Source organism: Actinomyces sp. ICM58, assembly GCF_000283035.1.
GTDB lineage: Bacteria > Actinomycetota > Actinomycetes > Actinomycetales > Actinomycetaceae > Pauljensenia.
In genome coordinates this window covers 1-14,315 of record NZ_ALIY01000176.1, presented here as the reverse complement: position 1 = coordinate 14,315, position 14,315 = coordinate 1, and the positions used below count along the sequence as shown (strand labels likewise).

General features: G+C 67.4%; 13 protein-coding genes. 7 read left to right on the top strand and 6 right to left on the bottom strand.

The features are described from left to right. On the top strand, positions 1–301 hold a 301-nt coding region (locus HMPREF1138_RS07915), incomplete at its 5' end, for a hypothetical protein (RefSeq protein ID WP_238318628.1). 88 nt (positions 302–389) lie between these two features. Continuing rightward, entirely contained in the window at positions 390–1,178 is a 789-nt protein-coding gene (locus HMPREF1138_RS07910) for an SDR family NAD(P)-dependent oxidoreductase (RefSeq protein ID WP_009058485.1), read from the top strand. A gap of 77 nt (positions 1,179–1,255) precedes the next feature. On the opposite strand, the gene pyrE is transcribed toward HMPREF1138_RS07910, so the two are convergent. Together pyrE and HMPREF1138_RS07900 are read right to left on the bottom strand one after the other, a co-directional pair. Then, on the bottom strand, positions 1,256–1,825 hold the full coding sequence (pyrE, locus tag HMPREF1138_RS07905) for an orotate phosphoribosyltransferase (protein WP_009058499.1): 570 nt from the start codon (positions 1,823–1,825) through the stop codon (positions 1,256–1,258). 23 nt (positions 1,826–1,848) lie between these two features. Next, positions 1,849–2,658, bottom strand: coding sequence for an HAD-IIA family hydrolase (locus tag HMPREF1138_RS07900; RefSeq protein WP_009058486.1), 810 nt, complete (start codon positions 2,656–2,658; stop codon positions 1,849–1,851). Positions 2,659–2,668: 10 nt separating this feature from the next. Between HMPREF1138_RS07900 and HMPREF1138_RS07895 the strand changes: the two genes are divergently transcribed. Together HMPREF1138_RS07895 and fbaA are read left to right on the top strand one after the other, a co-directional pair. Further along, positions 2,669–3,412 (top strand): TrmH family RNA methyltransferase, encoded by a 744-nt coding sequence (locus HMPREF1138_RS07895; RefSeq protein ID WP_039937534.1) that lies wholly within the window; start codon positions 2,669–2,671, stop codon positions 3,410–3,412. A 225-nt stretch (positions 3,413–3,637) separates the two neighbouring features. Beyond that, positions 3,638–4,663: a class II fructose-bisphosphate aldolase gene (gene fbaA / locus HMPREF1138_RS07890; RefSeq protein WP_009058507.1), complete on the top strand. Its 1,026-nt coding sequence runs from the start codon at positions 3,638–3,640 to the stop codon at positions 4,661–4,663. 996 nt (positions 4,664–5,659) lie between these two features. Here the strand turns inward: fbaA and HMPREF1138_RS07885 are convergent. Further along, the gene (locus tag HMPREF1138_RS07885; RefSeq protein WP_009058487.1) at positions 5,660–7,126 is read right to left on the bottom strand and encodes a flotillin family protein; all 1,467 of its coding nucleotides are present in this window, start codon (positions 7,124–7,126) and stop codon (positions 5,660–5,662) included. Between the two features lie 262 nt (positions 7,127–7,388). Between HMPREF1138_RS07885 and HMPREF1138_RS07880 the strand changes: the two genes are divergently transcribed. Together HMPREF1138_RS07880 and HMPREF1138_RS07875 are read left to right on the top strand one after the other, a co-directional pair. Then, complete coding sequence (locus HMPREF1138_RS07880; protein ID WP_009058495.1) at positions 7,389–8,087, top strand: hypothetical protein; 699 nt, start codon at positions 7,389–7,391, stop codon at positions 8,085–8,087. 89 nt (positions 8,088–8,176) lie between these two features. Further along, positions 8,177–9,382 carry a hypothetical protein gene (locus HMPREF1138_RS07875; protein WP_009058493.1) on the top strand — a complete coding sequence of 402 codons (1,206 nt, stop codon included), beginning with the start codon at positions 8,177–8,179 and terminating at the stop codon, positions 9,380–9,382. Positions 9,383–9,481: 99 nt separating this feature from the next. Here HMPREF1138_RS07875 and HMPREF1138_RS07870 read toward each other — a convergent pair whose 3' ends face one another. The 3 genes from HMPREF1138_RS07870 to HMPREF1138_RS07860 all read right to left on the bottom strand — a co-directional run bounded on the left by HMPREF1138_RS07870 (position 9,482) and on the right by HMPREF1138_RS07860 (position 12,830). After that, the gene (locus HMPREF1138_RS07870) at positions 9,482–10,225 is read right to left on the bottom strand and encodes a glycerophosphoryl diester phosphodiesterase (protein ID WP_009058489.1); all 744 of its coding nucleotides are present in this window, start codon (positions 10,223–10,225) and stop codon (positions 9,482–9,484) included. Positions 10,226–10,265: 40 nt separating this feature from the next. Then, a complete protein-coding gene (locus HMPREF1138_RS07865; protein ID WP_009058503.1) occupies positions 10,266–11,528 on the bottom strand; it encodes a DUF4032 domain-containing protein in 1,263 nt (420 codons plus the stop codon). A 171-nt stretch (positions 11,529–11,699) separates the two neighbouring features. Then, entirely contained in the window at positions 11,700–12,830 is a 1,131-nt protein-coding gene (locus HMPREF1138_RS07860) for an ABC transporter ATP-binding protein (protein ID WP_009058501.1), read from the bottom strand. 272 nt (positions 12,831–13,102) lie between these two features. Here HMPREF1138_RS07860 and HMPREF1138_RS07855 point away from each other — a divergent pair. Continuing rightward, positions 13,103–14,315, top strand: a 1,213-nt coding sequence (locus HMPREF1138_RS07855; protein WP_039937532.1) for a serine/threonine-protein kinase, incomplete at its 3' end; no start/stop codon positions are given.

Genomic DNA, 14,315 nt, shown 5'->3' with positions numbered 1-14,315 from the left:
CTCCGCGCCGGCAGCGTCGTCGGCAGGTAGCACGGTGAGCGCCCCCAAGGCCGCGCCGGCGGCCACGCCCAGCCCCTCTGCGGCTGCGGGCGCCGGCGCCCAAAGTGGTGAGAACCCCCAGAGCGCCGCACCCGAGGCCACCACCTACGGCTCGAACGACGCGGCCGCCGCGACGCTGCCAGTCGCAACATCGGCCGAGTCCAGCCGATCGGGAGGATGGAGCCCCTACTGGCTGCTTCTCCTCATCATCCCGGCCGCGCTCGCCGGAGGCGGAGCCGGATTCCTGATCCGAACCCGTTGACATGATGAGCCGGGGCGCACTCGCGAGATACCGCGTGAGAGCGCCCCGGCTTCGTGCTGCCCGGACCACGCGGCGCTACACTTCCTCCATGGGAACAGCGCTGGTCACCGGAGCGACCTCCGGCATTGGTGAAGAATTCTGTTGGCAGCTGGCCGCCGCGGGCCACGACCTGGTCCTCGTTGCGCGCCGCGAGGACGCCCTGCGTGCCCTCGCAGACTCGCTTGCAAACGTCGCCGGCGTGCGCGCCGAGGTCATCGCCGCCGACCTGTCGACCGACGAGGGGTGTGCGCGCGTCGCCGCCCGCCTCGACGTGGGAGGCCCCGCCGACCGCGACAAGCCGGACCTGGCACCCGTCGACCTCCTCGTCAACAACGCCGGATTCGGGCTGGGAACCGCGTTCCTGGACAACAGCCTCGACAACGAAATCAACGGCCTGACCGTCATGGTTCGAGCCGTCATGACCCTCGCCCACCACGCGGGGATCTCGATGCGATCGCGCGGGCGCGGCGCCATCCTCAACGTCGGCTCCGTCGCGTCGCGCACCGGCGCGGGCACCTACTCCGCCCACAAGGCCTGGGTCGTCGCCTTCACCGAAGGCCTCGCCGCCGAGCTGACAGGCTCCGGCATCACCGCCACCGTCGTGTGCCCCGGCCCCGTCGACACTCCCTTCTTCGAGCGCGCCGGCGTCGACATGCGCGCCACGCCCTCCTGGCTGATGGCCAGCCCCGAACAGGTCGTCACGGAGGCCCTCGACGCCGTGCGCGCGGGCCGCGTCCAGGTCACACCCACCATCCCCTACAAGGTCGCCATGGGCGCCATGAAGATCGCCCCGCGCTGGGTGACCGCGCGCGCCATGCGCGCCGTCCCCCACATGTGAGGGCACACAAGCACAGACGAGGCCGGGGCCAGGTTCGCGCAGAACCCAGCCTCGGCCTCGTCGCACCGAGCGGACAATCAGGCCAGGCCGATGTCCTCCAGGCCCAGCGCGTAGAAGTACGGGAAGCCCTCGGCCTCGATGCGTTCCTTCGCCCCGGTCGTGCGGTCGACGATCACGGCGACGGCCACCACGTTCGCACCCGCCTCGCGCAGGGCGAGCGCCGCCTCCAGCGGGGAGCCGCCGGTCGTGGACGTGTCCTCCAGGACGACGACGTTCTTGCCGACGACGTCCGGGCCCTCGATGCGGCGCTTCATACCGTGATCCTTCGCGGCCTTACGCACGACGAAGGCGTCCAGGTCCAGGCCTCGCGAGGCGGCGGCGTGCAGCATCGCGGTGGCCACCGGGTCCGCGCCCATCGTCAGGCCGCCCACGGCCACGTACTCCTCGCCGACCGAAAAACCGGACTCCTCCAGGAGATCCAGCATGACGTGGCCAATGAGGGGAGCCGCCTCGTGGTGCAGGGTCGAGCGGCGCATGTCGACGTAGAAGTCGGACTCGCGCCCCGACGCCAGGATGACCTTCTCGTGGATGACGGACAGTTCCTGGACGAGCGCCGCCAGGCGCGCCTTGTGGGAATCGTTGGTCATGGGGATGCCTTTCCGTGTGGGGGTCAGTGGGCCGCCTCGACGAGCTCAATGAGATCGCCGATGCCCTCGTGGATACCGAAGGGGCGGAACGGGTAGTTGCTCACGTCCTCGCGGGCCGTGGAGCCCGACAGGACCAGGTGCGTGCGCAGGCCCGCCTCGACGCCGGCGCGCACGTCGGTGTCCATGCGGTCGCCGACCATCGCGGCGCGCTCCGAGTGGGCGCCGATCTTGTTCAGGCCAGCGCGGATCATGACCGGGTTCGGCTTGCCCACGAAGTAGGGCTGCTTGCCGGTGGCCGCCGTGATCATCGCGGCGATCGCGCCGCACGCGGGCAGGGTTCCCTCGTCGGAGGGGCCCGAGACGTCGGGGTTCGTCGCGATGAACTTCGCGCCGCCCTCAATGAGGCGAATCGCGTGGGTCAGGGCGTGAAAATCGTAGTAGCGAACCTCGCCGAGCACCACGAACTCCGGATCCGTTTCCGTCATGACGTATCCGGCGGCGTGGATCGCGGTGGTCAGGCCGGCCTCGCCGATGACGTAGGCGGTCGAGCCGGGGGACTGCTGCTGGAGGAAGGCGGCCGTGGCGTTCGCGGAGGTCCAGATGTGCTCTTCGGGGATGTCCAGGCCCGAGTTCGCCAGGCGAGCGGACAGGTCACGGTTGGTAAACACCGAGTTGTTGGTGAGGACCAGGAAGGGGGTGTTGGTGGCGCGCAGCGCGGCCAGGAATTCGTTCGCGCCGGGCAGAGCACGGTTTTCCTTGACCAGGACGCCGTCCATGTCGGAGAGCCACGCGCTCACCGGAGGCAATTCGCTCAGTGCTGTTTCTTCGTTCATCAGCGGATTCATGCCACCATTCTACGTTCCAGCTAGGGTGGGATTCGTGAACGACTTCGAAAATGGGTGTGACATCGCGCGTCGGGGCGCCCCCGTTGGCGCAGCGTCGGCGGACGAGGCCGTGGCCTCCTCCCGCGGGCAGGTGGGGGTCGGGCCGTGGCCCGGAGGCGAGGCTGCCTGGCCGGTGGGGGAGCGCTACGACCCCGAGCTCCTGCGGATGGGGGACCGGCGCAACGTCGAAGACCGGTACCGCTATTGGACGATGGAGGCGATCCGCGCGGACGTTGCCGCGCGCGCCCTCCCCTTCGAGGTCGCCGTGGAGAACCTGGATCACGACTTCAATATCGGCTCGATCGTGCGCACTGCGAACGCGCTGGGTGCTCGGCGCGTGCACGTGGTGGGGCGCAAGCGCTGGAATCGGCGCGGCGCCATGGTCACCGACCGCTACCTGCCGGTGGATCATCGCGCCCAGGTGAGCGAGCTCGTCGAGCACTGTGTGCGCGAGGGGCTGGCCCTCGTCGGCGTCGACAACGTCGAGGGGTCCATCGCCCTGGAGGGGGTGGCGCTGCCCAGGCGCGCGTGCCTGGTCTTCGGTTCCGAGGCCTCGGGCCTGAGCGAGGAGATGCTCGCCGCCTGCGAGGTCATCGTGGCGATCACCCAACGGGGGTCGACGCGCTCGATGAACGTCGGTCATGCCGCCGCCATCGTCATGTGGGCGCACGCCTCTCGCCTCAGTGCCCCCTCCAGCACCTGAACCCGCCACCGCACAGGGCGCCCGACCCGCGACGAGTGCCCAGGCCTCGTCGCCGCTCAGACCCGAGAGGAAACGCGCCGAATACCCCGGACTCGCGAAACGCCTACCACACGCGGCCGTGGGAAGAAAAGACCCTGTCCGAACGGGACTTCCATCCCCTCCCGCACGTGCAAAATGTGAGACAATCGATCACGACAAAACTGTCACTCGATTAGGAGGCTCCAAGTGCCTATCGCAACCCCTGAGGTCTACGCAGAGATGCTGAATCGCGCACGGGACGGCAAGTTCGCCTACCCCGCGATTAACGTGACCTCGTCCCAGACCATCACCGCCGCCCTCCAGGGCTTCGCCGAGGCCGAGTCCGACGGCATCATCCAGGTGTCCGTCGGCGGCGCCGAGTACGGCTCTGGCTCCACCATCAAGAACCGCGTCACCGGCTCTCTGGCCCTCGCCGCCTACGCCTACGAGGTCGCCAAGAACTACGGCATCACCGTGGCTCTGCACACCGACCACTGCGCCAAGCAGAACATCGACTCCTGGGTCCGTCCCCTCCTCGAGATCGAGGCCGGCCAGGTCGCCGACGGCAAGCTCCCCACCTTCCAGTCCCACATGTGGGACGGCTCCGCGATCCCGCTCGACGAGAACCTGGAGATCGCGAAGGAACTGCTCGCCATGTCCGTCAAGGCCAACACCATCCTCGAGATCGAGGTCGGCGCTGTTGGTGGCGAGGAAGACGGCGTCGTTGGCGAGATCAACGAGAAGCTCTACACCTCCACCGCAGACGGCATCAAGACCGTTGAGGCCCTGGGCCTGGGCGAGAACGGCCGCTACATCACCGCTCTGACCTTCGGCAACGTGCACGGCGCCTACAAGCCCGGCCACGTGAAGCTGCGTCCCGAGCTGCTCGGCACCATCCAGGAAGAGGTCGCCGCGCACTTCGGCCTCGACCACCGTCCCTTCGACCTGGTCATGCACGGCGGCTCCGGCTCCACCGCCGAGGAGATCGCCACCGCTGTCGCCAACGGCGTCATCAAGATGAACGTCGACACCGACACGCAGTACGCGTTCACCCGCCCGGTCGTCGACCACATGATGCGCAACTACGACGGCGTCCTCAAGATCGACGGCGAGGTCGGCGTGAAGAAGCAGTACGACCCGCGCACGTGGGGCAAGTCGGCCGAGGCCGGCATGGCTGCCCGCGTCGTCGAGGCCTGCCAGCGTCTGGGCTCCGACGGCACCCAGATGCGCTGAACCCTTCGCTGAGAGCCGCCTAGCGGCCTGAAGCGTGAGCCGCCCGGCCCCTGTGGGACCGGGCGGCTTCGTGTTGTTCGTTTCCCCGCGGCGGCTCCCTCCGACGGCTTCCTATCGGGTGCGGCCTGGTGCGATGGTATGTTGTTCGTTGTTCCGTAATGTCGCATGCAATTCCCCTCCGGCGTTATGTTGGTTTGTGTCAGTCTGTAGTGTTGTGTCACTCGTGTTTATGAATTGCATGCGACTTTTGCCTGCTGGCCCTGCCGCCGCCCACCGGCACCGCGGCGAGGCTCTCCGGACCTTCTCTGCTCTCCGTATCGACGAAACCGGCTGCGTGGATAGGTAATTGCGATATGGATAGGTTACGAGCATCCGGATAGCTTAGTAACCTATCCGGATGCCGTTAACCTATCCGGATCGTCGCAACCTATCCGCGTGTGGAGAGCATTTTCGTGCAGGTGGTCGCAGGTGGGGTCCCTGGACCTGCTTGAGCTGCTAGGTGTTGCGGGCGCAGTGGTCTTTCTAGGTTCTTGTGGTGGCTGCAACGGGGGACACCAGGACACGAGGCATGATGGTTTCCCACCAACGTCGCACGTAATTCCCCGTCGCTACTTAAAGGTGTGAAATAGCATCGTTGGAATTGCAACGTTTTCTAGCTGTCTCAAAAAGTGACCGGATTAAATTACGTGCGACTTTTGTGGGGGTGTGACAGTGGGGTGGAACACCGACAGCGGGGTGGGTCACCGACGGTGGGAAAACTGGGGATAGCAACGGGGCGGGATCCCGTAGGATCCCGCCCCGTATCGCGAGCGGCCCGTATCACGAGCGGCCCGTATGGCGAGCGGCCCGTATGGCGAGCGGCCCGTGTTGCGAGCGGCCCGTGTTGCGAGCCCGTATGACGAGCGGCCCGTGTCGCGAGCCCACCTCACGCATGGGGCTCCTCGCGCACTGTCGCGCCGCGCTCGCACTAGTGGCTGCCCGCGTTGAACTCGAGCCTCACTCCTGCGGAGGCTTCGGGACGGAGGCGTCGCGCACGCCCTCCTCGACCGCCTCGGAGATGGTGGGGGAGACGACCTTGGCACCTACGAGCGCGGTGAACATCTGCTGCAGGTCCAGGCCCAGCGAATCGCCCAGGCCCGCGTTGATCTGGCTGATCGACTTCGTAATGTCGCCGACCATCTGGGCGTTGTTGCCCTCGCCGTACATGGTGATGGTATCGACCTTGGACAGCGGCTCGGCCACGGCGCGCGCCACCTCGGGCAGCGCGCGGAAGTACATTTCCAGCACGGCCGCCTGGTTCATCTTCGTCATAGCGATGGCCTTCTTTTCGAGGCCCTCGGCCTCGGCCGTCAGCTTCGCGCCGATCGCGGAGGCCTCGGCGCGGCCTCGAGCCTCGATACCCTGCGCCTCGGCGAGCATGGCCTGCTTGTCGGCCTCTGCCTTCTTCGTGCGCTCGAAGGCCTCGGCCTCGGCCTGACGCTGACGCGCGTACAGGGCCGCGTCGGCCTTCTTCTCGGCGGCGTAGCGGTCGGCGTCGGCCTTTGCGTTCACCTCGGCCTGCAGGGCCTGCTTGGTGACGACGACTTCCTTCTCCTTGATGACCGCCTGCTGCTCCTGCTTGACGATGTCGGCCTGCGCGGTCTCGCGCTCGATGTCGCGGCGCTGAATCTGCGACTGAATCTCGTAGGCAGCGTCTGCCTTCGCCTTCTCGGTGTCGGCCTCGACCTTCAGAGCCGCCTGGCGCTTGGCGAGGTCCGTCTGCTTCTGAGCGATCTCGAGCTGCGAGGCGACCTGTGCGTCGTTGGCTTCCTTCTGTGCGACGGCGGTCGCCTGCGCGACCTCCTTCTGCGCGTTCGCCTTGGCGATGGCCGCGGTCTTGCGGATCTGCTCGGTGTTGTCGATACCGAGGTTGTCGATGACGCCGTTCTGGTCGGTGACGTTCTGGATGTTGAACGCGACGATCTCGAGACCCATCTCCTCCAGGTCCTGCTTCGCGTTCTCCTGGACGCGCTCGGAGAAGGCGGCGCGGTCGGTGATGATGTCGGTGAGCTTCATCTGGCCGATGATGGCGCGCAGGTGGCCCTCAAGGGTGTCGCGTACCTCCTCGGAGATTTCGGAGGTTGTCTTGTAGAGGAAGTTACGAGTTGCCGCGCGGAACAGTGTCGGGTCGTCGGTCGCGATGCGGACCTTGACGGCCGCGTCGACGCGCACGTTGATGTAGTCGTTGGTGGGAACGAAGTCCGTGGTCTGAGCGTCGACGGAGATCATCGAGGCGGTCATGGTGTCCACGCGCTCGAGGAGGGGAATCTTCCACCCCGTCTTGCCGTGGAGGACGCGCTGGCCGCGCGGGCCGGAAATGACCTTGACTTCGCCCGGGGAAGCGGACACGAAGCTTGCCCACAGGAACAGGACGATCAAGACAAATGCAGCGACGGCGATGGCTGCGATGCTGAGGAGAGGCATGATAGCTGCTTTCAGGAGAGGGATGCGGCCCCCTTGTATCCGAGTAGCCGCATAACCGGTCAGGATAGCAGGCTATGTTGCGGGTCTCAACCAGGTTGTTGTCTGTCCAGACACCAGAGGCACTGCTGGCGTGGACATCGTTGCGCAGCGGGCTGTGCGCCCTTGAAACGAAGGGATTGCGGGCCGTATCATGGAGTACCTGCGCAATGGTCCGCAGCGTTGATCGCCCAACGAGGGGCATCCTGAGAGAGACGGAAACCTCATGAAAAAAGCCCTCATCATCCTCAGCTGCATTGTCGTTGCTGTTCTTGCTTTCGCCACTGCTTTCCTCCTGGTGTACGAGAGGGAGCGTGGAGTGTCGGAGAAACCGGTCCTGTATCTGTATCCGCAGGAGGAGCAGCAACTGACGGTGACGCTCGATCTGGAGGGCAGTCTCGACACCGTGTACCCGGCCCCGGACGGCCAACGCGCGACCGAGCGGGGGACCCAGGCCTCGTGGACGGTGATGGCTTCACCCGATGGGACGCTGACCGACGCGAGCGGGCGCACCTACCCGTACTTGTTCTGGGATGGGCCGGTGAAGCAGGAATCGCCGCAGCAGGGATTCGTGGTCGCGCGCGAGGATGCGGTGCCCTTCCTGGAAGAGAAGCTGGCGCTGCTCGGCCTTAGCGACCGGGAATCCGATGATTTCATCACGTACTGGGCGCCGCGCATCCGCGCCTACGACTACACGTTCGTCTCCTTCGACGCGAGCGCGTATACGCAGCACGCCTCCTACAGCTTCACGGACGAGGCCGGGGCAACGGTCACGCCGGACACGTTCATCAGGGTGTTCATGACGATTCGCGAGGCCGATGCGAACACCGTCGTCCAACCGCAGACCCTCGCGCCGTCACCGACGCGCAGCGGCTTCACGGTCGTCGAATGGGGCGGCACGGAGCAACAAAAGTCTCATCGCTGACCGCTCGGGCGAGCGAAAAAGCGACCCACGCGACACAATGGAATCATAGAGTGGTGAGACGACGTCACCACGGACAGGAAGGTAGTGACATGGCCCAGGAATGGACCCGCAGTGAAGGCATGATTATCGGCCACGAGCTGGATCCCAGCGTGGTTGCCGGGGAGCTGAAGGAGCGTGCGATCCTCGCCCAGCTCGAATGGTTCCCCTCTACGCCGCAGCTGCTCGGCCTCAACGTCGCGGTCGCAGACGACCGCGTTGCTACCGTCCCCGCGAGCTCCACTGAGGTCGTCCCGGGTCCCACCCCCGCCGAGCTGGCCGACGAGCTCGCTATTCTGTTCGATGCCGAGGTACGCATCGGTAACGCGACGGCCGACCACCTGCCCGAGGGCGACTCGCCGCTGGGCACCGTGTGGCCCTCTGATGAGGAGGCCTCGGCGACCGCGGAGCCGACTCCGACCCGCATCGTCGAGATCGGACGCACCCCTGCCTCGTCGGTGCCGCTCCTGGCGGCCCTGGAGGGCGTGGACCTGGGCGACCTGGAGCTCGCCGACGACCACCGCGCGCTCCTCGCGGAGCTGCCCGCCGAGAAGGAAGGCTGGAACTTCGGCGACCTGCCCCTCGTCACCCTATCCGTCACGGACGACGAGTTCCAGGTGTTCCTGGTGACCGACGACCACCTGGAGCACATCGTGTCCCACAACTGGGGCATGGACGCCGCGATCGTCCCCGGCGGCCACGACAAGGCGCTGAACCTGCCCGGCGAGGTCATCGACCTGGTCGGCGACCGCCTCGACCTGCAGGCCATCGCCCAGGCCGTGCCCGGCGCCGACGCGGACGCCCTGTGGGCCTCCGTCGCGACCACGGGCGAAGAATCCGTGTGGAAGGTCGTGCGCGCACTCGGGCTGCCCGGCTCCGTCGCCGGCTTCCTCCTGGGGACCACGGATATTGAGGACGTCGAGGGCGTCACCGTGCACCTCGCGCGCGGCATCTCCAACGCGATTGGCCGCAGCGTCGACATCATGATGGGGCAGCCACAGTCGGTGGTCAAGCCCCTGTGGAACTCCTACGAGTCCGTCGCCGTCGAACGCCCCTGGATCATCCACGCGGCCGTCGCCGCCGAGGCCATCGTCGGTGTCGGCATGCTCGTCGCCGCCGTGCGCTCGACCCCTCCGCGCTCGGGCTGGATGCGTGTCGCGGGCATCGTCGGCGGCCTCATGGTGGTCGACTCCATCGCGGAGCTCTCGCTGGCCAAGCACGTGTCCAAGCGTTTCGCGCGCCGCGCGGGCGAGGCGTAACGAGCCAACGCCCCACGACGGGAAACGGCCGGGGACGCTCACGCGTCCCCGGCCGTCGTTTCGTTTCCGGTGGGTGAGCGCGGCCGCGCCCAGCCGCTCTTAGCGCGCCAGGGCCTCGGCAGGGAAATCCTGCGGGCGATCCGTGAAGATGCCCGTGACACCCCACGAGGCCAGCTCGCGGGCCTGCTCCACGTCGTTGACGGTCCACACGTTGACCTCGAAGCCGGCGTCGCGCATGGCGCGCACATCGGACTCGGTGAGACCCTCAACGCCAGGGTGGATCGCCGCGGCGCCGAGGGCGGCAGCGCCCTCACGCCACTCCTCGGACGCGCGCTCGATGAGCCAGCCGAGCGCAACCGACGGGCAGGCCTCGTGGAAGTCGCGCAGCAGGTCGTGGTCGAAGGAGGACACGAGGAGGCGCGAGGGGACCTTGTCCCCGGCGAGCGTGACGGCCAGGGCCTCGATGAGGCGTTCGCGCAGGCGGTCGCCGCCCGCGCACGGCTTGATCTCCAGGTTCGCGCCCATCTGCTGAGCGTGCGCGAAGGCGAGCACGTCCGCGGCCTCGGGAATACGCTCGAAGCGGTACGTGTCCGAGAACCAGCGGCCCGCGTCCAGGCGACGAATATCGGAGAAACCCAGCTGATAGTAGGAGCCCGAACCCGTCGTCGTGCGATCCAGGGTGTCGTCGTGGATGACGATCAGGGAGCCGTCGCCGATGATGTCCACGTCGAACTCGAACCAGCGCGCACCGACCTCCATGGCCTTGGAAAACGCGGCGATCGTGTTCTCCGGCGCCAGCGAGGACGCGCCGCGGTGGGCGTAAATACGGGGGAAATCAGACATGATGGCTCCTAGCGTGCGAGGGGCGAGTATCGGTACCCCTTCACCATAGGTCGGGGTGCGATGCCGCGCTGAACGTGGAGGAACGCTCCGAAGCGGGTTCGAGCAGGACGGCCTCGTCGCGCTTCGACTGCAGGATGTTGGTGATGTAGGAGGCGAGGGCCTCCTCGCGCGGGATGTCGTGGCCGGCCTGCTGGGCCATGTACCAGCGGTGCTCGAGGTACTCGTGGTACAGCTGCGCGGGCTCCAGCTTGCCCGCCAGCTCGCGGGGAATCGCGCGGACGATGGGGGCGAAGACGTCGGTGAGCCAGTCGTGGGCGGCCTCCTCCAGGGGAACGTCCTGCATGTCGTGGGTGGCGCGCCACGCGTCGATGTCACCGAGGAGGCGGCGGGCCTGATGCTCGCCGACATCCATGCCCGTCAGGCGCATGAACTTGCGGTTGTGGTGTCCCGCGTCGACCACCTTCGGCTGAATGACGAGGTGCTCGCCGGTGTCGTCCGAGGCCATGCGCAGCTCGGCGACGTCGAAGCCGAGGTCGTTGAGGCGCCGGATGCGCTCACTGACGAGGTATTGGCGCTGCTGGTTGGGCAGGGACTCCTCCGCGGTGACCTCGTTCCATAGGAGGTCATACTGGGTGCGGATGCGGTCGCCCACGTCGATGGGGTCGGATTCCAGCGGGAAGTAGCCGCCGGCCTGGAGGTCCATGAGCTCGCCGATAATGTTCGTGCGCGCCAAGTCCACGTCGTATTCGCGCTGGCCGGGGGTCAGATCGGGGTGCAGCTCTCCTGTTTCGGCGTCCACGAGGTAGGCGGCGAACTCGCCGGCGTCGCGCCGAAACAGCGTGTTCGACAGGGAGACGTCGCCCCAATAGAAGCCGATGAGGTGCAGGCGCACGAGCAGCAGCGCGAGCGCGTCGATGAGGCGACTCGCCGTGTCCTCGCGCATCGAGAGGGAAAAGAGCGCGCGGTAGGGGAGGGAGAACTGCAGGTGCTCGGTGATGAGCACCGCGTTGAGCTCTTCGCCGTCCACTCCGACGCGGCCCGTGATGACCGCAACCGGGTCGACCGAGGGTGCGTCCAGGCGCGAGAGGTCGCGCAGCATGTCGTACTCGTGGTGGGCCACCGTCTCGCCGATCTCCTTGACCGCCAGGACGCGTCCCGACAGGTTCACGAAGCGCACGACGTGGCGGGAAATGCCGCGCGGCAGGGCAGCGAGAAGAGACGACGGCCACTCCTCCAAAGGAATGTCCCAAGGGAGGTCGAGGAGCGCGGGCTCGGCCGCGGCAGCCGTAATGTCCAAAGCCATGCCCTCATTCTCTCATCTCTCGCGGCTCTCGTATAGCCCGACAGTAGGTCAGGCGCGCTTCGCGGTGTACAACACGTGCGTGTGTCGGCGCGCTCACGAACGAGCCCCAGCCTCGTTCGGGAGATGAACGAACGAGGCTGGGGCTGCTAGGGGGTGAGCGCTAGGCGCGCGTCACTCGGGCAGGCGGACGCCCGTGGAGGCCGAGAAGTTGTGCTGCTGGCCCTCGCGGATGCGCACGTACAGGACGCCGCCGCGGCCGGGGGCGGTGCGCGGGGGAACACGCACGATCAGCTGCTTGGAGGTGCCTTCGGCGCCGGAGCCCAGGCCCTCGCCCTTCTCGTCGCCGACCAGGTGGCCGTACACGTAGGCGTCCGAGCCGAGCTCCTCGACGAAGTCGACCTCGACGGGGATGGTGTCTTCGACGGACTCGTCAACGACGTCCAGGCCCTCCGGGCGGAAGCCGATCTTGATCTTTCCGCCGTCCTCGGGGACCAGCGCGTCGCGGGTGGCGGCCGACAGGCGCACGCGGGCCGGGCCGATCTTCGCCCACTCGCCGTCCACCGTGAAGGTGCCCAGGTTCATGGCGGGGGAGCCGATGAAGCCGGCGACGAACTCGTTGGCGGGACGCTCGTACATCTCCTGCGGGGTTCCGACCTGCTGGAGGAGGCCGCCGGCCAGGACTGCGATGCGGTCGCCCATCGTCAGGGCCTCGGTCTGGTCGTGCGTGACGTAGACGGTCGTGACGCCGAGCTCGCGCTGCAGGGATGCGATCTGGGTGCGGGTCTGGACGCGCAGCTTGGCGTCCAGGTTGGACAGCGGCTCGTCCATGAGGAAGACCTGGGGCTTACGGACGATCGCGCGGCCCATGGCGACGCGCTGACGCTGACCGCCGGACAGAGCCTTGGGCTTGCGGTCCAGGTAGGGCTCCAGGTCGAGGATCCTGGCCGCCTCTTCGACGCGCTGGTTGATCTTCTCCTTCGACACGCCCGCGATCTTCAGGGCGAAGCCCATGTTCTCGCGCACCGACATGTGCGGGTAGAGGGCGTAGTTCTGGAAGACCATCGCGATGTCGCGGTTCTTCGGGGGGACGTCGGTGACGTCCTTATCGCCGATGAGGATGCGACCACCGTTGACGTCTTCCAGGCCCGCGAGCATGCGCAGGGAGGTGGACTTGCCGCAGCCGGAGGGGCCGACCAGGACGAGGAACTCGCCGTCGGCGATGTCGAGGCACAGCTGGTCGACGGCGGGCTTGTCGGCGCCCGGGTAGACGCGAGTCGCGTGATCGAAGGTAACGGTTGCCATGTTCAATTCCTTCCCACCGGCAGGTACGTGCCGGACGATCCGTTGTGGGGCGACCGTGGAGCGTCTTCGCCCACGGAGTGCGAACGCGGATCGTTCCGCGCGCGCGACTAGAGCCGAAACTACCACGGTCGACCGTGCATGTACAGTCCGTGTCGGATCGTGGATCGGGAGGGGGACGAGTGGGTGTGGCGCTCGCCTCGTTTTCCTTCACGAGGCCGGGGTTGCCCGCGCGGGTGGACACAGTTGAGGGAGGGTGCCGCTACTCTGGTGGCGTGGAAGAAGGCGAGGAACTGGGCGGCTACAGGCTCATCCGCCGGCTCGGAACGGGCGGCGCGGGCACGGTGTGGCTCGCCGAAGACGGGGGCGGCACGCGCGTCGCCCTCAAAGCCATGCACCCCGCGATGGCGGCCTCCGAGGAATCGCGCGCCCGCCTCGAGCGAGAGACCCGCACCGTGAACTCGGTGCGTTCCCCCTTCGTCGCCCACATCGTTGACGCGGAGACGGAGGCGAGCCAGCCCTTCGTCGTCTCCGAATACGTGGATGGGCCCACCCTCGCGGAGATCCTCGCGTCCGGCCCGATCCCGCTGCGCGGTGTCGCCGCCATGTCCTACCACCTGGCCTCGACGATCGCGGCCGTTCATCACGCCGACATCATCCACCGCGACATCAAGCCCTCCAACATCATCTGTTCTCCGCGCGGGCCCGTCCTTATCGACTTCGGCATCGCGATGGCCGTGGAGGACCAGCACCTGACGCGCACCGGCCTCGTCTCCGGCACGGCCGGATACACCGCGCCCGAGCTCCTTCAGGGTGGCCACGCCACCAAGGAATCCGACTGGTGGGCCTGGTGTGCGACGCTCCTGTCGTGCGCGACCGGACGCCCGCCCTTCGGCAAGGGGGACGTGACCGCCACCATGCTGCGCGTCATCGAGGGTGATCCCGACCTGGCCGGGCTGCACCCGATGGTCGCCGACACGCTCGCGGGGGGACTGGCCCCCGACCCCGACGATCGCCCCTCGCCCTCCCTGATCGTCGCCGATCTCATGAGCGCCGTCGGCTGGGCTCCCGGCGAACTCGACTACGTGACCGTCAACTGGGCTCAGCTCCTTGACACGGGCGTGCGCACCCAGTCCATCAACTCTGACCCGCAAGAAATCGCCGCCCCTCCCCAGTGGGACGAGGCCGGCGTGCGCCCCGGGGCCACCGGCGCCCGAGCTGTCACATACCCCGAGCATCCGCGCCGCGACGCCTCGGAATTCACCGCCGCCAACGACCACACCGAACAGGTCGACACGGCCTCTGTCGCGTGGGACGAGGAGGAGTGGGACGACGACCCTGGCGAGGTCGCCTGGCACGACGATGCGACCGACACCTGGCAGGCGGTCGATGACGCGGACCCGACCGAGGTCATTCCCCCGTATGACCGCCCCTCGCCCCCTGCCCCCCAGGGCGGCTATCTCGCTCCCCAAGGGGGCTATCCCGGCC